The organism is Roseovarius confluentis, assembly GCF_002917925.1.
GTDB classification, from domain to species: Bacteria; Pseudomonadota; Alphaproteobacteria; order Rhodobacterales; family Rhodobacteraceae; genus Roseovarius; species Roseovarius confluentis.
The window spans coordinates 380,307-400,849 of sequence record NZ_PPFE01000004.1 but is presented as its reverse complement, the minus strand read 5'-3'; the positions used below and the strand labels follow the sequence as shown (position 1 = coordinate 400,849).

Here is a 20,543-nt window from a genome sequence, read left to right as displayed (position 1 = left end):
ACACCCTTACTCTTCAATGGCTTATGGCAAATGGCGGAGACGAAGGGATTCGAACCCTCGAGACCCTTCCGGGCCTACTCCCTTAGCAGGGGAGCGCCTTCGACCACTCGGCCACGTCTCCGCCGACCCGTTTAGAGGGACAGGAACCGAGAAACAAGGCGAAAAACGCCAATTCTTGATTGCCAACAAAACATGCCGGAAGCTGAATATGTTTCCCGGCGTCGCCATAAAATTCCCCGCCGCTCGACAACGATTTGTCAACGGACATCGGACCGGCCTCAAACATCCCACGGCCATCGAAGAATTTAGGTGCCCACCATCTCAAGCGGAAATTCCTACGCAGGCGTAAGGCTCTGTTAGCTTGAACGAAGTGACGACCGGTCAATTCGTGCGGGCGCGAATTTCCGGGCTGGCTCGCAGGGAACCAGTTCCTTGCGATGAAACACTCGCTCCCCTCATCCCAAACACTTTCATCAGCAGACGGCGGTCTATCAGCTGTTGACTACGTCCGACTGCCGCACCTCTCCGGCAGTGCAGGCAAGGTTTCCTTCACCATTGTCCGAAGTCGAGATGACGCGATCACGCGCACGTATTCTGTCGAAACCGCCTTCTCCAACATGGATGGAACTTCCGCGAAGATGTTGGCGAGCCGGTAAAATTCGGCGCATTGGTCACCGTCCGGAAATAAAGCATGCCCGGGAGAGATATGTCCCGGGCATGCTTTGAATTTTATGTGGAACAGCCACTGCTATCCGATGCATTCCGGCGAGGACACCGAACCGGGACAAGTGAAAGATAAAATCTTGCTCGGATCAATTCTTTTTGAGGACTGGATGTTCCGGCCAGACGGATACCCCAAACATACCAGAGGCATTTGAACAATCTCGCACGAACCCCGCCAATCAGGCTACAATGGTCTCGATTTCAACATCGATCGTTTGGCGGATCGAGTTCGAGTAAGGGCAGGTCCGATGCGCTTCCTCAACAAGTTCCTCCGCCTCATTCTGTGATATGCCGGCCAATATCACCTGAAGCTTTGCAGACAGAACAAAACCTCCCTCGGTTCGTTTCACCAATCCAATTTCGGCCTTCACCTCATTGCGGCTGGGGGACAGTTTGCGAGGTCGGGAGAGCGCTTGCAAAGTGGCACCGAAGCAGGCCGCGTAACCGCAGGCAAAGAGCTGTTCAGGGTTGGTGCCGGCGTCGCCCTTGCCTCCAAGTTCCGGAGGACGCACCAGCGCCAGGTCGACAGCGCCATCTTCAGTCGTAACTCGGCCGTCACGTCCGTTAAACGCAGTTGCCTTGGTGGTGTAGAGAGTGGACATCTTAACTCCTTCCTAAGTTCAGATCAGATCATTCGGGCGGCCGCTTGCGCATCGTGCATCGCTTCGAAAAGCGAATGCGGCGCAAGCGCATCGCCCACCACCGAGAGCGGCAATTCGAGCGCCTCGATGTTGGATTGCAGTGTGAAGGCGGATTTCCCCCGAGAAGCGAAAAGCGCCTCGTCGTAAGGATAAGTCTCCGTTTCCCCGGTAAACTTGTTGGTAAAGACAAGGCTCTGGTTGTCGTGCCCCTTCAGAGAAAGCCCTGGACGCAGGCGGACGCCCAGTTCGGACAACCGCTCCATCGCGATCATGCGCGAGTAAATATTCACGTCCCAGAAAGGGCTGTCTGGCGAGCATGACACCATGACCTCGGCGCCACGTGCGGCAAGTGTCTCGGCCGCCGATAGCGAGGCCCAGGAACCCGAGACATCGACAATCAAGATCTTGCGTCCGGTCCAGTTCCCGGCTTCGTCTTCCATCGCATCCTCGATACTCCGGTCCAGCCCAGGGGGGTGGGTCGACGGCACCGCTCCGGAGGCCAGAACGACATGGTCCGGTCCGAAAGCCGCAACATCCTTGGCCGTGGCAGTCCGGCCAGTTTCGATGTGGACTCCGGCTGCTTCAACCTGGTTCAAAAGATAAGTCCGCATCTCGTTCAGGTCGCCCCTGCGATGACCCTTTGCGCCAAGCAGGAGCTTCCCGCCCAGCTTGTCCGATGCCTCCCATAGTGTCGTGTCATGACCGCGCGAGGCCGCCACCCGGGCAGCCTCCATGCCACCCGGCCCTCCCCCGATGACAAGGACACGCCGGGGGTCGCGCGAAGGCTCGATGGTTTCGTGCCATTGGCCTTCCTTGCCCACGCGCGGGTTCATCATGCAAGAGATGGGACGATGCAGAGCGATCTGCCCGATACAATGATTGGAGGAAATACAAGGCCGTACCGAGGCTTCATCCCCCGCTGCCGTCTTGGAGATAAGATACGGATCCGCCATGTGTGCACGGTTCATGCCCACCATATGGATTGCGCCGGTCTGAAGGGCCGTTTCCGCATGCGACAATGTGCGATAGCGATTGACCGCAAGCAAAGGAACATCACCGGTGAACTGAGCGATCTCCAGTGTGCGCGCCAAGAACGGGTGGGGCGGATAGCTCATGTCGGCCACGTGGTGGCCGATACTTGGCCAATGATATGCCGCGACAGAGGCATGAATGAAGGCCACACCCGGCGTTCTCGCAACGCGCTCGATGATCCGCGTCACCTCTTCGTTGCTGCAGCCCCCCGCCATCAGATCCTCGACGGAGACTCGAACACCAACAGGCACTTGGCCGTCCACCGCCTTCAGCACGTGGTCGAGCACCTCGAAGGGATACCGGCAGCGGTTCTCGAAGCTGCCACCATAACCGTCGTAGCGCGAATTGCAGGCGGGAGATAGGAACTGGTGCAGGAGGTGGCCGTGTCCGAAGTGGATTTCCATTCCCTCGAACCCGGCATCGATCGAAAACAGCGCAGTCGTGGCGTAGCAATCCCTGACCTCGGCCATTTCGCGTTCAGTCATTTGGTGAGGCAGTTCACCCGAAGTGGTCCAGGGCGTGGGTGACGGCCCCCATGCAGGCAAACGGTCGGTGAAATTGTCGCTGTGACGCCCGGTATGGGTGATCTGGGTAAACATGCGGGCCCCGAGACCCCGGATTATCGCGGTGATGTCCCGGAGCTTGGGTAGGCTTTCCTGCGAAGCCCCGGCGAGCCCGGCGGCCCTGCCAAGTGCGGTAGGGTGTACTCGCAGCGGGTCCATGAACAGCAGCCCGACACCGCCTTCCGCCCGTTCGCGCAAGTAGTTTATATGGCGGTCGGTCGGCAGGAAGTTCTCGGCGAAATTGGTCGTATGCGCAGGCAGGAAGATCCGATTGCGAATTTCGACGCCGCCGATTGCGATCGGCTGAAACACGTTCGGGTATCGGTTTTCGAGTGCCATGGCTCAGCTTTCCTGGGTCAGGTCAGAATTCCCCCGCCATCAGCAAGCACCGTGGTGCCGACCACGGCGGTCATGTCGGGGTGTGAGAGTTGTACGATCAAATCCGCGATTTCCCCGCTTTCAAGGAACCGCGCGATCGGCATCCGCGAAATCACGGCATCGCGATAGCTGGCGCTTTCCCGCGCTTGTGCGGTCATCGCATTGGCAACCGGCCCCGGCGCGATGGCGAAGACGCGAATACCCTCAAGCGCGAGTTCTGCTCCGGCCGCTTTCGTGAATTGAACGATGCCAGCTTTCGAGGTGGCGTAAATGCCGCGCCCGCCTCCGCCAGCAAACGCATGCTGCGTGGCGAGGTTGCAGATAACTCCCCCGCGGCGGCCCTTGTTTGAGCGCATCTGCCGGGCCATGCCAAGCGCCATAAGGATCGACCCGCGAAGATTGACGTTGAGAACGGCATCGATCTCGTCATCGGTGTGATCGAGAAGGTTTTTCCGCACCATTATGCCCGCGTTGTTCACGAAAACATCAACCGCTCCGATGGCCTCACAGGTTCGAGCCACGGCAGACCGGTCCGACTGGTCGCACACGTGATGAACCGCTCCGAACCTCTCTGCCGTCGCCTTGAGGCGACGCGGATCCCGGTCAACGAGCACAAGTTCAGCCCCGGCCGCGGCAAACGCTTCCGCCGATGCCTGACCGAGATCGCCTCCGGCCCCGCTGATCGCGACACGCATGCCTGAATAGTTCGCCTCCATCTCAGTGCCCCAAGTAGGCGGCAAGCACCGATTTATCGCGCAACAGTTCGGCCGCCGGCCGGTGCATGGCGATCTTGCCAGCCTGCAGGACGATGGCCTCGGCCGCCACATTCACCGCAACGCCCACATTCTGTTCGACCAACAGAACGGTCAGCCCCTGATCTCCGAGGCGGCGGATCGTGTCGATCAAAGTGTCGACCATGGAAGGCGACAATCCGGCCGAGGGTTCGTCCATCATTATCACTTTGGGATCGGTCATCAGGGCGCGGCCAATCGCGACCTGCTGCTGCTCTCCGCCAGACAGCGAGGAAGCCGCGACATGAAGCTTGTCGCGCAGCATTGGATAGGTCTCCATCACGCGATCCATCCGTTCAGCCCGGAGCTTGCGGCTCTTGACCGTCGCGGCACCGGCCAAAAGGTTGTCTCGTACGCTCATGGTGGGAAAAACCTCGCGGCCCTGGGGCACATGGGCAATGCCGGCAGCAACGGCGCGGCGCGGGCCAACGCCCGTAAGTTGCGTGTCACCCGACCAGATCCGCCCCGACTTCAGCGGTACAAGCCCCGACAAAGCGTAAAGGGTTGTGGATTTCCCCGATCCGTTGCCGCCCAGAAGCGCGGTAATGGCGCCGGATGTCAATTCCAGGCTCAGGTCTTTGAGAACTTGAGTCTGACCACGCCAGACTTCTATGGATTCAGCTTTCAACATAGTACCCTCGCCCCAAGTAACTTTCGATGACTGCCGGATCACGCGTCACCTCTTCCGGTGGGCCGTCGGCGATTACCGTACCGGTCGCCATGACGACCACCCTGTCGCAGGCGGAGAGCACCAGTTGCATCACGTGCTCAATCAGCAGGATGGAGGTGCCGAAATTGTCCCGAATGCTCTTTATTTTTTCGGCCAGTTCCTCGACCCGCGGAGCAGTAAGGCCGACGGCGGGTTCGTCAAGCAGCAGGACATCCGGATGACTCACCATGGCACGCGAGATTTCGACCAGACGCTGTTGGCCGAAAGACAAGCTCTGGCCGGGTCGGTCCGCGAACCGTGCCATCCCCATCCACTCCAGCATCTCCATCGACCGTTCGCGCGCCTCGTTTTCCCAAGCCCGGGCCGTCTTTCCGGCGACCAAGGCCGACCATATATTGTAAGAATTCTGCGGCTCGAGCCCCAGCATGACGTTCTCGACAACACTCAGACCATTGCAAAGCAGACTGGTCTGGAAAGTCCGCCGCAAGCCCATGGAAGCGATCTGGTGGGGCGGCAGGCGGGAAATGCTGGTATCTCCGAACCGGACCCCACCTTCCTTGGGCCGGTGAATGCCGGTTATGACATTCATGATCGACGTTTTGCCAGCGCCGTTCGGGCCGATCAGGCCAAGAACCTCACCGCTCTGAACAGAGAAGTCCACTCCATTGAGCACCTGATTGCCCGCGAAACTAAGTGATACATCCTTAACATCGAGCATGTCAGACCGCCTCCTCGTCTTTTCGATTTTCACTGGGCGCCGCGTTGAGCGACTGACCCGTCTGGGGCGCGTCGTCCACACTCTGTGAGCGGAACTTGCCGGTGATCGCGTTCAGGATTAGCGGTGCAAGCCCGCGCGGCAGGAAAAGCACGAAAGCCACAAGCATTCCCCCGAATATTATTTCGAGCCAGCCCTCACTGTCCCGCAGCCATTCCTGAAGCGTCAGCACAACGATCGGGCCGATGACAGAACCAAGCATCGTGCCGATGCCGCCGACCACCACCATGATCTTCATCAGGATCATTTGTTCGAGATTGAAACTCTCCGGCGCCACGAACCCGAGCAACGACGAATAGAGCCCGCCCGAAAGCCCTGCGATAGCCGCGCTGATCGCGAACGCCTGGGCCTTGACGCGCGTGACGTGCACGCCGTTGGCTGCCGCAGCGACTTGGTTATCCCGGATCGCAATGAACCGGCGGCCGAAACTGGTGGTCAAAAGCTGGCGGACCAGCAGGTACACGGCCGTCGTCAGGACAAGCGAGACGACAAAGATGGTTTGCGTCTTGTCCATTCCGAACATGCGAAGCGAAGGGGCCCGGAAACCGCCAGCGCCGAAGGTGACGTCGGTCCAGTTGACGAGCACCCAGGTAACGGCCTGTGCCACGGCGAGTGTCGCGATAGCCAAGTGAATGCCCGAGATCCGCAGCGCAGGTAGAGCCAGCAGCGTCCCCGCCGCGGTTACCAGCACCACAGCGAACATGATCGACGGCACGAAGGGCAGGCCAAGGTGAACCTGGAGAAGGCCTGTGGTATAGGCGCCGACCCCGAAGAGCGCCGCATGGGCGAAGGTGAACTGGCCGGAGTAACCCAGCATGATGTTCAGACCGACAATGAGCATCACGAATATGACGATCCGTGTCAGCAGGAACAGCGTGTAGGGGTTCAATGTGAGACCGAACGCCCCCACCAGCACCGCGATCAGGATTGGCAGGACTGGCGAGTTCAGCCAGCCCTTGGCGTGTTTCATTATTTTTTCCGGCATTATACGCTCCGCGTCTTGCGCGCGCCGAAGATACCGCGCGGGAAGAAGATGAGTGCGACGAAAATCAGGACGAAAGCCGACAGCTCTTGCGCGCTCGACGACACGTAACCGGACACCATCACCTCGCAAACGCCCAGAAGGATGCCTCCAACGATTGCGCCCGGCAGGCTGTTGATCCCGCCAATGATGGCAGCTGCGAACCCTTTCAGGAACAGCGCAAAGCCCATATCCGGGAAGATAAGTGTGGCCGGTGCGAGAAGGAAGCCCGCGATTGCGGTCACCGTGATGCTCAGCACCATTGCGGAACATAGCACCAACTGCGTGGGGATACCGACTATCTGCGCGGCACGCGGATTATCCGCAACGGACCGCATGAACAAGCCAAGGCGGGTAAAGCGGAAGAAAGCTGCGAACAACAGAATGATGACTGCGGCACCGGCCATCATCACGAGATACTGCAGCGGAATGATCACATTCCCACCGAAAAGGATGAGCGGCGGCCCCTGCACCAGGGGTGGCACGGCGAGATAGTCACCCTGCCCGCCCCAGATCAGGCGGATCAGCCCCTTGACCAGAAAAGACAGGCCGATGGTAGCGATCAGCAGGCTCATCACGTGCTCGGTCTTCATCAAGGGACGCAGAATTAGGAAGCTCGCAATCCCGGCGACCACGGATACCACGAGCACGGCGACGATTGCAGCGGCGGGGCCAAGACCCGCCGCGCTTATTACGGAATAGGAGACAAAGCCGCCTACAGCCATAAGGTCTCCCTGCGAAAAGTTGACGGCATTGGCTGCCTTTGACAGCACGACTACGCCGAGTGCGATCAAACCGTAGAGCAGACCGTTTGCGATTCCGCTGGTGAGTAGGACGGACAGCATTGGAGTTCCTTTTCCTTATTGTTCGGGTCGCACCGCGGGTCAGTCCAGTTCGGACGTACCTACGACCTCAGCGACGCCATCACTGTTGCGCTTGATCCAGGCTGCTGATTGCAGGCACTGGTGCGTGGAGCAGTCAAGCGTCCCCGGCCCAAATGTTGTTTCAAGCGCGTTCACTTGGTCGAGCGCCGCGATAAAGCTTTCGCGGGTCAGGTCTTCGCCGGCGGCCTCCAGCGCGGCCACGGTCAGTTCACCGGCGGTAATTCCGTAAAGGTTATAGGAATGCGGAGTGTCGTCCGGGAAAGCCGAAACGAGCTTTTCACGCCACTCTGCGGCCTCCTCGCTGTCTACCGGATGGCGGCTCGGGGAGATGGTTACGAAGTTGTCCGTGGCGCCAGGCACTGCAACTTGCTCGTAGAAGGCGACCGGGTCGGGAATCACCGAGGTTCCAATGAATGTGCTACTGAACCCAAGGCGCGCCGAATCCCGAAGGAAGATCGATGCCGGTTTGGGATAGCTGAGGAGCACGACCGCATCGGGCTGGGCACTCTGAATGCGCAGGACCTGAGCTGTTGCGTCGTTGCTTTCCATCGACAATTCCTCGTCAGCGACGACCTCGATACCCTTCTCCTCAAGAGCAGGGATCAGCGTCTCATGACGGTCACGACCCCATGCATCATGCTGGGCGACGACCGCGACAGAGGTCGCGCCGACATCAGCCAGGTATTGGGCCTGCAGCGCGCTTTCGAGATTCGAGGTCAGCATCGACGTGAAGATGTTGTCTTCTTTCGGCGCCGAAATCTTGTTCGAAGCGGCCGCGAAGTTGATGTAGGGAATCCCAGACTCGACAATGTCCTCTTTCGCTGCAAGCACGCCGTTGGAGCACGATCCGCCGACAATGGCGAAGACTTCTTCGTTGAAGATCAACCGCCGCACGGCGGAAATGGCCCCAGCCGGGTCGCACTGGTCATCGACGCGCACCAGTTCGATTTGACGGCCGTTGATGCCGCCAGCTTCATTCACGTCAGCAAACAGGGCCTCCATGCCGTTCATCGTAAGGCGGCCGAAGGCGAAATAGGGGCCCGTAATCGGGCCGTAGGTCCCGATCTTGATCGTGTCTTCGGTCACACCGGGGGCCTGAGCGGATCCTACCGTGGGCATTAGTGTAGACAGAAAGAGCCCCGCTAAAAATGCGAATTTCTTATTAATGATTAACCTCTCCTGGTTTCTTGGTCGCGCCATGCGCTGACATGTGCACAAAACACACATGCAAATCACAAACTGTCAACACTTTTGATAAATCTTCTCCCTTAAAGGTCCAAAAAATTAATATTTGCACTCTAATCTATCCAAAATCACCGGAGCACTTGCTTAAATTTTAGAACTGTCGTCACTCTTCCAGCGCCCCGAGCGCACTGAATCGGGCGCTGCGCAAGTGCTCCCGCATGGCGATCTCGGCGCGCTCCGGGTTGCGTGCATACAAGGCATCCACGATAGCGCGGTGCTCACTCAAGGCTGCGCGCGCACGCCCCGGTTGGGTGCCTGATCGCCTGCGATGAAGGCGAAGCTGAAAATAGACCTCGTCCATGAGGATACGCTTGAGCGTTCCGCAGCCCGACGCACTCACGATGGATACGTGAAAATCTTCATCCCCAATTCCCTGAAGATAGCCTCCCTGCGCATCCCCCTGGATCACCCGCTCATGCTGCTCGAGCAACCCCGTAAGTCGCTGAAGATCTGTGTTTGTGGAGTTTTCTGCAGCCAGCCTTGCCGCCATACCCTCCAAGGCCTCGCGCACGCGGAACAACTCTTCCAGCTTCTCGCGATCCATCTCGATCAGCCTCACGCCGAGGTTTGGACGACGCTCGACCACGCGGCCCTCCAGCCTCCCAAGCGCCTCGCGAATCGGTCCGCGGCTGACACCGAGCTGACGCGCGAGCTCCGACTCGCTAATCCTCTGGCCGGGCGCGAAATGCCCTGACGAAATCGTCTCGAGCAGGCGCGGCAGCAATCCATCCGGTGACTGCCCCGTCGCGCTATCTGTGTCCCGCTTACCTTCCGACATAAATCAACTCCCTGACTTTGCTGCTCCAACAGCCCTCACATTAAGCGACGACGACGCGGCGTTCCATAGAATTTTCTCAAAACTGTTGACAGTAATGTAATTCTGTAGACAGTTTGGGAAAATTTTGCGGGCCAGTCGTTCTGTGCCCGACAGCAAGGGACAATCCAATGACTACACGCAAGGCCCTCAAACAGCTCGCCTCGGAACGGCGCGCCATCGTTGTACCCGGGGCACCCAACGCGCTGTTCGCCCGCGCAATCGAGGACGCCGGGTTCCCGGTCATCTACGTAAGCGGCGCCGGTGTCGCCAATATGCAGCTCGGTCTACCCGACATCGGCCTCGGAACAGTGACCGAACTGGTGCAGACCGTTTCCGCCATCGCCGATACCGTGGACCGGCCGCTGATCGTGGATGCCGACACTGGGTTCGGCAATGCCATGAACATGTACCGCACGGTACGCCAACTGGAACGTGCCGGAGCCTCGGCGCTGCAGATCGAGGATCAGGTCTTTCCCAAGAAATGCGGCCATTTCGAAGGTAAGGCCACCATTCCAGCCGCCGAGATGATCGAGAAGATCAAGGCCGCGCTCGACGCGCGGCAGGACGAGAACCTCCAAATCATCGCGCGTACGGATGCCCGCGCCGTCGAGGGACTCGACGCAGCCATTGAACGGGCACAGATGTACCAGGAGGTGGGTGCCGACATGACGTTCGTCGAAGCACCACGCAATGTGGATGAACTCGGCCGCATTGCACGCGAGCTCAAAGCGCCTCAGGTGGCAAATATCGTATTCGGCGGGCATACACCCGATCCGGGACAGGCCGCTCTGGCGGAAATGGGGTTCGCCTTCACGCTCTACGCCAATGCCGCGCTGCAGGCGTCACTCTTGGCGACGCAGACAGTCCTCGGCTCGCTAAAGGATCACGGATCACTGCAAGAAGTCTCAAAGCTTCTCGCAGGCTTCAAGCAGCGGCAGGATGCGGTGAAAAAGCCGGAATGGGACGCGCGTGAAGCGCTCTATGCAACTAAATCGGAAGGGGCTCAAAAATGAGTGTGCCATGGGAAGGACTTATTCCAGAAGAGGAAATCCGCCGCTATGAGGCCGCGGGCTTTGGACGCAAGGCGCGCCCGGGAAAACGGCCGGGCCTGCTCATCATCGACGTTCAGTACCGAACCATCGGCACGGAGCCGAAGCCCTTTTGGGAAGCGGTCGAGGAATTCGCGACGTCGTGCGGACAGGTCGGCTGGGACGCGATGGCAAACATCCAGCGGCTTCTGAAAGTCTTCCGCGACAATGAATGGCCTGTGCTGTATCCGCATGTCGCACCCAAGGAAAAGTTCGACCAGGGTCGCTTGGCCGAAAAGAATCCCGCCCTGATGAAGGTCGCGGCCAAAGGTTATGAATTCCCGGAAGAGATTGCTCCGCAGCCAAACGATGTCTTGCTTCCCAAGAAGCACCCTTCCGCCTTTTTCGGAACACCGCTGACCAGCTACCTGATCGAGCGCGGCATCGACACTTTGGTCGTCACGGGCTGCACCACTTCGGGGTGTGTCCGAGGCTCCGTTGTCGATGCCTTTGCCAACAACTTCTCCGTACTGGTGCCTCATGACGCTGTTTACGACCGCTCGCAGGTCTCTCACGCCGTCAACCTGTTCGATATGTCCGAGAAATACGCCAACGTCGGCACCACTGACGAGGTGCTGGGAACTCTGAAGGATATCGAAAATGTATGATCTGCTGATTCGCAACGTGACCGCAATTTTGCCGGGACGAGGGCCCACGCAATGCTCCATCGCGGCCAGCGGCGGGAAAATTTCCGCCTTACTGGCGCCCGACGCCACGGACGCGGCGGCTGAAACGATCGAAGGCAAGGGGCTCCACGCCTTTCCCGGGGCCATTGACCCGCATCTGCACCTCGGCCACGGCAATAGCATCGCCGCTCCCGAAGAACCTGCGGACGCGGCGGCCGAAACCGCCGCCGCCGCTCTTGGCGGCATCACGACATTTATTCCATACCTGCTGTCGACCAAGCCATACAGCGGGGTCGCGCAGGACATCATCGACGTCACGCAAAAAGGCGCACGTATCGATTTCGGGTATCATTTCATCATTTCGACTGAGGATCAATTGACCGAGGTCCCTTCGTATGTGACCGATTTCGGTGTTTCCAGTTTCAAGATTTTTCTCAACAACCGAGGTGGCGAAGGATCCCGACTGGGTCTTCCGGACATTGACGATGGCTTCCTGTTCCGACTGTGTGAACTTGCGGCGAGCAAGGGGGCGGTCGTGAACCCGCATCCCGAGAATATCGAAATTGCCTGGGTCCTAAGGGACCGTGCGATGAAGGCTGACCCCGAGGGCACTGGTGGACTGGCCAGTTGGGACGACAGCCGTCCCGACTTCATCGAGGCCGAAGCGGTGAGCCGTGTCGCATATCTTGGCCAACAGACAGGTTCGCGTGTCTATGCTGTCCATATCTCTTCGGCAAAGGCACTTGAGGCCGGTCTCCTGCAACGCGGGGCCGGTGCGGCACTGACGATGGAAACCTGTCCGCATTACTTGACTCACGACGTCGAATGGGAGGGCGGTGAGATTGCAAAAATCAACCCGCCGGTCCGCAAGGCCGCCGATCGGGAACGGCTGTGGCAAGCCCTCGCGCGAGGCGAGATCGACACGATCGGCACTGACCATGTCCACCGCCCGCTCTCGTCCAAGGATGGCGGCATCTGGAAGGCATCACCGGGTTGCCCCGGTATGGAAACGATGCTGCCAATTCTACTGAGCGAGGGCCACCACAAACGCGGCCTCGGTCTGGAACGGATTGCAGAGCTGACTTCTGCCAACTCCGCCAGGGCGATGGGCCTTGCGCACCGAAAGGGCGCGATCTCGATCGGGCTTGATGCGGATATTGCCTTGATAGACCTCGACAGGGAATGGAGTCCGTCCAACGCAACGACAGCCTCTTCGGCGGGTTACACGATCTATGACGGTTGGACCCTGAAAGGCGCTGTGAACGACACCTTCCTGCGCGGAAACGCGATCGTCCGCGATAGCGAACTCGTCGCGAACACCGAGGGTCAAGGCCAATTCCTCAAGCGCCTTCCGCACTGACCACACCCAGGCAAGACAGGTCCGGTTCTTCGGCCATTCGCGGGCACCCGTGGCCAGGGACCGGGCCTAAGCATATTGCAATTCAGTGGTTTGCCGGTCCTTGGATCAAGTGCGCTACCAAGAATCCCATTTTGCGATCGGCCATGCTGCCTTTGACCTGATCATTTTCCACAGGGCACAAAAACCAACGGATCGAAAGCCAGGCCTGAGGGCTGAAACCAACCACCCGGCATTCTCGGCCGGAAACCTGCAGCCAAAGCGGTCAAGCCGACGGTAGCATGACCGCCCTTAAGCGGAAAATCGAAATCGCAAACGGCCGACAGCGCCCCGCCGCGCTCGGCGCCTCAGGTGTTGAACAGAAAGTGCAGCACGTCGCCATCCTTGACGACATAGCTCTTGCCCTCGGCCCGCATCTTGCCCGCTTCCTTCGCCGCCTGCTCGCCGCCCAGCCCGACGAAATCATCGTAGGCAATCGTCTCGGCCCGGATGAAACCCTTCTCGAAATCCCCGTGGATGACGCCCGCGGCCTGCGGTGCCGCCGTGCCGGTGCGGATCGTCCAGGCGCGCGCTTCCTTGGGGCCCACGGTGAAATAGGTCTCGAGGTGCAGAAGGTCATAGCCTGCCCGGATCAGCCGGTCCAACCCGGCCTCCTCCAGCCCCATCTCCTCGAGGAACATCTCGGCTTCCTCGGCATCCAGCTGGCTGATCTCTTCCTCGATCTGGGCCGAGATGATCACGTGCGCCGCTCCCTGCGCCTCGGCCATCTGCGCCACCGCCGCCGAATGATCGTTGCCATCCGCCGCGTTGGCCTCGTCCACGTTGCAGACATACAGAATCGGCTTCGAGGTCAGCAGCTGCAGGTTCTTCCAGGCCTTGGCGTCCTCGGCATCCACCTCGACCAGCCGCGCGGGCTTGCCCTCGTCCAGCATCGCCTGCGCCGCGGCCAGAAGACGGTCGGCCTGCACCGCCTCCTTGTCATTGCCCTTCAGCTTGCGCACCAGCCCCGCGCGGCGCTTCTCGATGCTTTCCAGGTCGGCCAGCATCAGCTCCGTCTCGATCACCTCGGCATCTTCCACCGGGTTCACGCGGCCCTCCACGTGGGTCACGTCGCCATCCTCGAAACAGCGCAGCACATGGGCGATCGCATCGACCTCACGGATATTGGCCAGGAACTGGTTGCCCAGCCCCTCGCCCTTGCTGGCGCCTTTCACGAGGCCCGCGATATCGACAAAGGTCATGCGCGTAGGGATGATGGATTTCGACTGCGCGATCGCCGCCAGCTTGTCCAGCCGCGCATCGGGCACCGCCACCTCGCCCACATTGGGTTCGATCGTGCAGAACGGAAAATTCGCCGCCTGCGCCGCCGCCGTCCGGGTCAGCGCGTTGAACAGCGTCGACTTGCCCACGTTGGGCAGCCCCACGATTCCCATCTTGAAGCCCATGATGCACCTCTTTGCTCTCGTTCCGGCGCCTTCTATGCCCAAGCCGCGCCCAGCGCAACGTCCCTGCTTTTTCTTGCTTCAAATACTCATTTCCGGCGCCCGCCGTATGCACATGCCATTGCATTTCCGCGCCGCATTCGCCAAACCATGCCGGAACATCACGACGGGAACGCGACATGACACGCATCGACGCCAAATTCGAAGAGCTTCGCAAGGCAGGCAAGAAGGCTTTCGTGGCCTACGTCATGGCCGGCGACCCCGATTTCGACACCTCGCTCGAGATGGTCAAGGGCTTGCCCGGCGCCGGTGTCGACATCATCGAACTGGGCCTGCCGTTCACCGATCCCATGGCCGATGGCCCGACGATCCAGCTTGCGGGCCAGCGCGCGCTCGAAGGCGGGATGACCCTGCAGCGCACGCTCGACATGGCCGCCGAGTTCCGCAAAGGCGACGACACCACGCCCATCGTGCTGATGGGCTACTACAACCCGATCTACAATCGCGGGGTCGAGACGTTTCTGAAGGACGCCAAAGAGGCCGGCATCGACGGTCTCATCGTGGTCGACCTGCCGCCCGAGGAAGATGACGAGCTTTGCGTCCCCGCGCAGAAGGCCGGGCTGAACTTCATCCGTCTCGCCACCCCCACCACCGATGACAAGCGCCTGCCCAAGGTGCTGACCAACACCTCGGGCTTCGTCTACTATGTCTCGATCACCGGCATCACCGGGGCGGCGGCGGCCGAGGCCGCCGATGTCGGCCCCGAGGTGAAACGCATCAAGTCGCATACCGACCTGCCCATCGTGGTCGGCTTCGGCATCCGCACGCCGGAAAGCAGCCGCGAGATCGCCTCGGTCGCCGATGGCTGCGTCGTGGGCTCGGCCATCGTGGGCAAGCTGGCCGACGGCGAAAGCCCGGCGCAGGTGCTCGACTTCGTCAAGGGCCTCGCCGACGGCGCGCATTCCGCCTGAGATCCACGCCGCCCGCGCGGCGCGTTAATCCTTTCGCGCAACACGATTGCCGCGCCGCGGCGGTGCACGCCCGGTGCATGCGGGGTGCACGCATGTCACCCCCCGTCTGCCACCCTCCCTTGCCGCGTTAACCCCTCCCCCGCAGGACCGTCCGCCGCATGGACAAGCGCACCCGATCCGGGCTAGTGGTCAGCAGACCTGACCAATGTCCGAGACGTCCGCCATGCCCGTCATCACCAATATCGACGACCTGAAAAAGATCTACCGCCGCCGCGTGCCCAAGATGTTCTACGACTACGCGGAATCGGGCAGCTGGACGGAGCAGACCTTCCGCGAGAACACCAGCGATTTCAGTGACATCTACCTGCGCCAGCGCATCGCCGTGGACATGTCCAACCGCTCGACGGCGACCCAGATGATCGGCCAGGACGTCTCGATGCCCGTGGCGCTTGCCCCCGTGGGCCTGACGGGCATGCAGCACGCCGATGGCGAGATAAAAGCCGCCCGCGCCGCCGAGAAATTCGGCGTGCCCTACACGCTGTCCACCATGTCGATCTGCTCGATCGAGGACGTGGCGGCCCACACGGAAAAGCCTTTCTGGATGCAGGTTTACACCCTGAAAGACCATGATTTCATGCAGCGGCTTTTCGACCGCGCCAAGGCCGCCAACTGCTCGGCGGCGGTCATCACCGTCGATCTGCAAGTGCTGGGCCAGCGCCACAAGGACCTCAAGAACGGCCTCAGCGCGCCGCCTAAACTAACTGTTAAGTCCATTGCCGACATGATGACCAAGGTGCAATGGGGCCTTGGTATGCTCGGCACCAAGCGGCGGTTCTTCGGCAATATCGTCGGACACGCCAAGGGCGTGACCGATCCGTCCTCGCTCAGTTCCTGGACGGCCGAGGCGTTCGACGAGGCACTCAACTGGGACCGCATCCGCGAGTTCCGCAAGATGTGGGACGGCCCGCTGATCATCAAGGGCATCATCGACCCGCGTGATGCCAAGGAGGCGCTGAATGTCGGCGCCGATGCCATCGTCGTGTCCAATCACGGCGGGCGGCAACTGGACGGTGCGCTTTCCGCCATCCGCGCCCTGCCCCAGATCATGGACGCCGTGGGCGACAAGATCGAAGTCCACCTCGACAGCGGCATCCGCTCGGGGCAGGACGTGCTCAAGGCGCTCGCCCTCGGGGCGAAAGGCACCTATATCGGCCGCGCCTATGTCTACGGCCTTGGCGCCATGGGGCAGGAAGGCGTCACCAAGGCGCTCCAGTGCATCCACAAGGAACTGGATGTCTCGATGGCCTTTTGTGGGCACACCGACATCAACCAGGTCGACCGTGATATCCTGATGGTGCCCCGGAACTTCTCGGGCGACTGGCAGTAACCCCGGAACATCGTCCCCCCCCCTGCGTTCGCCTGTCATGCAAACGTAGGAGTCCGGACATGCCCGATACCGTCCTTCAGACCGTCGTGGCGGTCGCCGTCATCATCCTGCTGGCACGGGTCAATGGTCTGCGCTCCTTCTCCAAGATGTCCAGCTTCGACTTCGCCCTGACGCTCGCCAGCGGCTCGGTCGTCGCCACGCTGATGACCACATCCAACCGATTCCTGCCGGGCATCCTCGCGCTCGCCGCGCTCTTTGCCCTGCGCTTCGCCATCTCGGCCCTGCGCGTGCGGTTCCGCGCGGTTGAACATCTTGTGGACACCCGGCCCATCATCCTGATGCACGAGGGCCGCATACTCGACGAGAACCTCAGCCTTGCCCGCGTCACCCGTGCCGACATCCGCGCCAAGCTGCGCGAGGCCAACGCGCTTGAGCCCGATCAGGTTCGCGCCGTTGTGATGGAAGCCACCGGCGACGTCAGCGTCCTGCACGGCGACCGGCTCGACCCGTCCCTGCTCGAAGGCGTCTCCTGGGGCCGTGTGACGCCGCCCGCCCAGACCGCGCGCACCTGACCCGCTGAATCCCGCAAAACCTTGCATATTTGGGCTTTTCAAGCCGCCCTTATTCCTCTAAAGCGACGGCTTCACGCGGGGCTACAGCCTTGGAGGAGCCCCGCCTTTGCATATGGAGAACACACATGGCTGGAGAAATTCCTGATCTTCACGCCCAGGAACGCACGGGGACGGGCAAGGGCGCCGCTCGTGCTGCACGCCGCGACGGCATGGTTCCGGGGATCGTATTCGGGGGCGACGTCGATCCGCTGCCCGTCAACATTCCGTTCAACGTCCTGTTGAAACGGCTGAAACAGGGCCGGTTCAAGTCCACCCTCTTCAACCTCAAGGTTGACGGGCACGACGACGTCCGCGTGATCTGCCGCGACGTTCAGCGCGACGTGGTCAAGGACCTTCCGACCCACTTCGACCTGATGCGCCTGCGCCGCACCACCAAGATCAACCTCTTCATCCCCGTCGAGTTCATCAACGAGGAAGAGTGCGAGGCACTGAAAACCGGTGTTCTGACCGTGATCCGCAACGAGATCGAGCTTGTCGTCACCGCCGGCGACATCCCCGAAAGCATCACCGTCGACCTCAGCCTGATGGAAAACATCGGCGACACGATCACCATCAGCCAGGTCGAACTGCCCGAAGGCGCGAAACCCACCATCGACCGTGACTTCGTGATCTGCAACATCGCGGCCCCGTCGGCCCTGAAATCCGACAGCGATGAAGAGGAAGACGAAGACGTCGCAGCCGATGAGGTCCCGGCAACCGAGCAAGAGGCCGGCCCGGACAGCGTCGAAGAGGCGGAAGGCGGCGAAGACTAAGCTCTTCCCCCACTTACGAAAAAACCAGCGCGAGGGCTCCGGCCCTCGCGTTTTTTTATGCGTGCCGCAAGCGTCGGAAGCACAGGATCCGTCCCCGCGACGGCCCCGGATCGTAGGTCAGGTTCGAATCCGACATGCAATCCACGATCTGCTTGATCACCGCGTCAGGATACTGGTTGGGGTGCAACTCCATCATCACCGCCCGCACATGCGCGGGCCAGGGCGCACCGAACAGATGCCGCTCGGCGCCTTCCACGTCCATGATCACCAGATGCGGGCGATACTCCTTCAGCAGCCCCGCCACCGGCAGCATCGGCACCGACACCAGCTTGTCGGGGTCGGTCTCCTCGTCGGCGATCCGCCCCGCCCAGAACACTTTCTTGGGATCGAACGCGATCTCGTCCGCATCGCCATCCCCGGTCACCGCCCCGTGGACAAGTCGCGTCGCCTGATGCCCGTTCCGATCAAGGTTGTCGCGGATCACCGGCAGCATTGCCGGGTTGGCCTCAACCGTGACCACGTTCGCAGCGCCGGCCACGCCCGCACAGATCGAGGCGATGTACCCCACACCCGCGCCCAGCTCCAGCACGCGCATCCCCTCGCGCAGGCGCATCTGCGCCGCATGGGCCTCGTGCGCCTCGTAGGTGCCGCTTGCCAGCTTGCCCGCGACCCGCTCGTTCAGCATCTCGTCGGGCACCACCAGCGTGACACCGTTCACCGCGTATTCGCCCATGTCCCCTGCCCGTCCTTGCCGCTCTCGTGTTGATTCAACGCGCCCCGCCGCGTAGACCATCCTCACCAAAGAACGGGTGATCGGCAATGCTGCTTTTCGTGGGCCTGGGAAATCCGGGCGGCAAATATGAGAAGAACCGCCACAATATCGGCTTCATGGCGCTCGATCGCATCGCCTCCGATCACGGCTTCGCGCCCTGGCGGTCGAAATTTCAGGGCCAGCTGACCGAAGGCAAGCTCGGCTCTGAAAAAGTCCTGTTGCTAAAGCCCGAAACCTTCATGAACAAGTCCGGCCAGTCGGTCGGCGAGGCCATGCGTTTTTACAAGCTGGAGCCTTCGGACGTCATCGTCTTCCACGACGAGTTGGACCTTGCCCCCGGCAAATGCCGCGTCAAACAGGGCGGCGGCCACGCGGGCCACAACGGCCTGCGCTCTATCCACGCCCATATCGGCGAGGATTACGGCCGCGTCCGCCTCGGCATCGGCCACCCGGGCCGCAAGGATCTGGTGTCGCATTACGTGCTTCAGGATTTCGCCAAGGCCGATGCCGACTGGCTCGACGACCTTCTGCGCGGCCTCTCCGACGGCGCACCCGAACTGGCCGCAGGCCATAACGACAAGTTTCTCAACGCCGTTTCCCTGCGCACCGCGCCCGCCCGCTCCTCGAAATCCACGCCGAAACCCCAAGCCGAAGCGAAACCGGCTGCAATGCCGGACGCGCCCCCCGATCCCTCCGACACCGAAGACCGCAGCCCGCTGCAAAAGCTGATGGACAAGTTCCGGTAACGCCGCGTTCTCCTTGCCGCCCGGCGCACCGGGTGCTTTCCTGCGCCAAAGGGAGGATTTCAACATGCGCGGCATCCTGAAATGGACGCTCCGGATAATCGGCGTCCTGGCGATCGTCGCCATCGGTATCGGCCTTTGGAAACGCGAGGAAATCGCGCGGCTCATGGCGGTCAACACGCTTTTCGAGTCCGAGCATATCGTCCAGAACTTCTCGAACATGGACAGCGCCTTCCTGCACACGCCCGTGCCGCGCGGCGACGCGCCTGTCATGCCCTTGCCCCCGGGGAATCCCATCACCCTGACCCAAGGCACACAGGATTGGATCGAAGATCGCGCCGTCACCTCGCTGCTGGTCCTGCACCAGGGCGAAGTCGTCCACGAAAGCTATCACCTCGGCACCGCACCGGATGATCGCCGCATAAGCTGGTCAGTGGCCAAGTCCTTCCTGTCCGCGCTGATGGGCGTCGTGGTGGACGAGGGCCAGATCGCCTCCCTCGAGGACCCGGTCACGCAATACGCGCCCGCGCTGAAAGACAGCGCCTATGACGGGGCCACGATCCGCAATGTCCTGCAAATGACCAGCGGCGTGCGCTTCGACGAGGATTACCTTGATTACGATTCCGACATAAACCGCATGGGCCGCGTGCTTGCTCTGGGCGGCACGATGGACGGTTTCGCCGCCGGGCTGGAGGCCCGCGACACGCCCCCGGGGCAGCGCTGGCAATACGTCTCCATCGACACGCATGTCCTTGGCATGATCATCCGCGGCGCCACGGGCCGCGACATCCCCTCGCTTCTGTCGGAAAAGATCATCGCGCCGCTCGGGCTCGAATCCGCGCCCTACTATATCACCGACGGCAAAGGCGTCGCCTTCGTGCTCGGCGGCCTCAACCTGACCACGCGCGACTATGCCCGCTTCGGCCTGATGATCGAACAGAACGGACAGTTGGGCGGCCAGCAGGTGGTGCCCGCCGACTGGATCGCCGCGTCCACGGAACCAAGCGCCCCGACCGAGCCGGGACAAATCGGCTACGGCTACCAATGGTGGATCCCCGAGGGCTCGGAGCCGGGCCAGTTCATGGCGCGCGGCATCTACGGGCAGTATATCTATATCGACCAGGCGCGCGACGTGGTCATCGTCACAACCGCCGCCGACCGCGCCTTTCGCGAGCCGGGCGTGAACGATGCCAACATCGACATGTTCCGCCGCATCGCGGGCGCGCTCTGACG

The 20,543-nt window shown here is 61.2% G+C and carries 20 protein-coding genes and 1 tRNA gene; 9 read left to right on the top strand and 12 right to left on the bottom strand.

The features are described from left to right. Window positions 1-31: 31 nt before the first annotated feature. The 10 genes from C2I35_RS12465 to C2I35_RS12415 all read right to left on the bottom strand — a co-directional run bounded on the left by C2I35_RS12465 (window position 32) and on the right by C2I35_RS12415 (window position 9,501). Window positions 32-121 (bottom strand) — tRNA-Ser (locus C2I35_RS12465). Between the two features lie 781 nt (window positions 122-902). Next, window positions 903-1,325, bottom strand: coding sequence for an organic hydroperoxide resistance protein (locus C2I35_RS12455; RefSeq protein WP_103763355.1), 423 nt, complete (start codon window positions 1,323-1,325; stop codon window positions 903-905). 23 nt (window positions 1,326-1,348) lie between these two features. Next, window positions 1,349-3,298: an oxidoreductase gene (locus tag C2I35_RS12450; RefSeq protein WP_103763354.1), complete on the bottom strand. Its 1,950-nt coding sequence runs from the start codon at window positions 3,296-3,298 to the stop codon at window positions 1,349-1,351. A gap of 17 nt (window positions 3,299-3,315) precedes the next feature. Next, window positions 3,316-4,032, bottom strand: coding sequence for an SDR family NAD(P)-dependent oxidoreductase (locus C2I35_RS12445; protein WP_170067200.1), 717 nt, complete (start codon window positions 4,030-4,032; stop codon window positions 3,316-3,318). A gap of 22 nt (window positions 4,033-4,054) precedes the next feature. Then, window positions 4,055-4,801 carry an ABC transporter ATP-binding protein gene (locus tag C2I35_RS12440; RefSeq protein ID WP_146050029.1) on the bottom strand — a complete coding sequence of 249 codons (747 nt, stop codon included), beginning with the start codon at window positions 4,799-4,801 and terminating at the stop codon, window positions 4,055-4,057. Further along, the gene (locus tag C2I35_RS12435; protein ID WP_103763351.1) at window positions 4,746-5,516 is read right to left on the bottom strand and encodes an ABC transporter ATP-binding protein; all 771 of its coding nucleotides are present in this window, start codon (window positions 5,514-5,516) and stop codon (window positions 4,746-4,748) included. Before C2I35_RS12435 ends, C2I35_RS12440 begins: the two co-directional genes overlap by 56 nt. A 1-nt stretch (window position 5,517) precedes the next feature. Then, the gene (locus tag C2I35_RS12430; RefSeq protein WP_170067199.1) at window positions 5,518-6,543 is read right to left on the bottom strand and encodes a branched-chain amino acid ABC transporter permease; all 1,026 of its coding nucleotides are present in this window, start codon (window positions 6,541-6,543) and stop codon (window positions 5,518-5,520) included. 14 nt (window positions 6,544-6,557) lie between these two features. After that, window positions 6,558-7,439, bottom strand: a complete 882-nt coding sequence (locus tag C2I35_RS12425; protein ID WP_103763349.1) for a branched-chain amino acid ABC transporter permease — start codon at window positions 7,437-7,439, stop codon at window positions 6,558-6,560. A gap of 39 nt (window positions 7,440-7,478) precedes the next feature. Continuing rightward, window positions 7,479-8,564 carry an ABC transporter substrate-binding protein gene (locus C2I35_RS12420; protein ID WP_170067198.1) on the bottom strand — a complete coding sequence of 362 codons (1,086 nt, stop codon included), beginning with the start codon at window positions 8,562-8,564 and terminating at the stop codon, window positions 7,479-7,481. A gap of 262 nt (window positions 8,565-8,826) precedes the next feature. Continuing rightward, a complete protein-coding gene (locus tag C2I35_RS12415; protein ID WP_103763347.1) occupies window positions 8,827-9,501 on the bottom strand; it encodes a GntR family transcriptional regulator in 675 nt (224 codons plus the stop codon). Window positions 9,502-9,668: 167 nt separating this feature from the next. Here C2I35_RS12415 and C2I35_RS12410 point away from each other — a divergent pair, with 167 nt between their 5' ends. From C2I35_RS12410 to C2I35_RS12400, 3 genes are read left to right on the top strand one after another with little or no spacing between them, the layout of a single operon-like run. Continuing rightward, window positions 9,669-10,553: an isocitrate lyase/PEP mutase family protein gene (locus C2I35_RS12410; RefSeq protein ID WP_103763346.1), complete on the top strand. Its 885-nt coding sequence runs from the start codon at window positions 9,669-9,671 to the stop codon at window positions 10,551-10,553. Next, entirely contained in the window at window positions 10,550-11,236 is a 687-nt protein-coding gene (locus C2I35_RS12405; RefSeq protein WP_103763345.1) for an isochorismatase family protein, read from the top strand. Before C2I35_RS12410 ends, C2I35_RS12405 begins: the two co-directional genes overlap by 4 nt. After that, complete coding sequence (locus tag C2I35_RS12400) at window positions 11,229-12,614, top strand: dihydroorotase (protein ID WP_211286138.1); 1,386 nt, start codon at window positions 11,229-11,231, stop codon at window positions 12,612-12,614. Before C2I35_RS12405 ends, C2I35_RS12400 begins: the two co-directional genes overlap by 8 nt. 344 nt (window positions 12,615-12,958) lie before the next feature. Here C2I35_RS12400 and ychF read toward each other — a convergent pair whose 3' ends face one another. Then, window positions 12,959-14,056 carry a redox-regulated ATPase YchF gene (ychF, locus tag C2I35_RS12395; RefSeq protein WP_103763343.1) on the bottom strand — a complete coding sequence of 366 codons (1,098 nt, stop codon included), beginning with the start codon at window positions 14,054-14,056 and terminating at the stop codon, window positions 12,959-12,961. Window positions 14,057-14,232: 176 nt separating this feature from the next. Here ychF and trpA point away from each other — a divergent pair, with 176 nt between their 5' ends. The 4 genes from trpA (at window position 14,233) to C2I35_RS12375 (ending at window position 17,795) form a co-directional block, all read left to right on the top strand. Continuing rightward, a complete protein-coding gene (trpA, locus tag C2I35_RS12390) occupies window positions 14,233-15,024 on the top strand; it encodes a tryptophan synthase subunit alpha (RefSeq protein ID WP_103763342.1) in 792 nt (263 codons plus the stop codon). Window positions 15,025-15,247: 223 nt separating this feature from the next. After that, entirely contained in the window at window positions 15,248-16,411 is a 1,164-nt protein-coding gene (locus C2I35_RS12385) for an alpha-hydroxy acid oxidase (protein ID WP_103763458.1), read from the top strand. Between the two features lie 59 nt (window positions 16,412-16,470). Continuing rightward, complete coding sequence (locus tag C2I35_RS12380) at window positions 16,471-16,983, top strand: DUF421 domain-containing protein (protein WP_103763341.1); 513 nt, start codon at window positions 16,471-16,473, stop codon at window positions 16,981-16,983. Between the two features lie 125 nt (window positions 16,984-17,108). Next, complete coding sequence (locus tag C2I35_RS12375; protein ID WP_103763340.1) at window positions 17,109-17,795, top strand: 50S ribosomal protein L25/general stress protein Ctc; 687 nt, start codon at window positions 17,109-17,111, stop codon at window positions 17,793-17,795. Window positions 17,796-17,850: 55 nt separating this feature from the next. Here the strand turns inward: C2I35_RS12375 and C2I35_RS12370 are convergent, their stop codons facing one another. Then, window positions 17,851-18,528, bottom strand: coding sequence for an FkbM family methyltransferase (locus C2I35_RS12370; RefSeq protein ID WP_103763339.1), 678 nt, complete (start codon window positions 18,526-18,528; stop codon window positions 17,851-17,853). Window positions 18,529-18,614: 86 nt separating this feature from the next. Here C2I35_RS12370 and pth point away from each other — a divergent pair, with 86 nt between their 5' ends. Next, a complete protein-coding gene (gene pth / locus C2I35_RS12365) occupies window positions 18,615-19,313 on the top strand; it encodes an aminoacyl-tRNA hydrolase (protein WP_103763338.1) in 699 nt (232 codons plus the stop codon). A gap of 64 nt (window positions 19,314-19,377) precedes the next feature. Further along, window positions 19,378-20,541, top strand: coding sequence for a serine hydrolase domain-containing protein (locus C2I35_RS12360; RefSeq protein WP_103763337.1), 1,164 nt, complete (start codon window positions 19,378-19,380; stop codon window positions 20,539-20,541). Window positions 20,542-20,543: the final 2 nt, after the last annotated feature.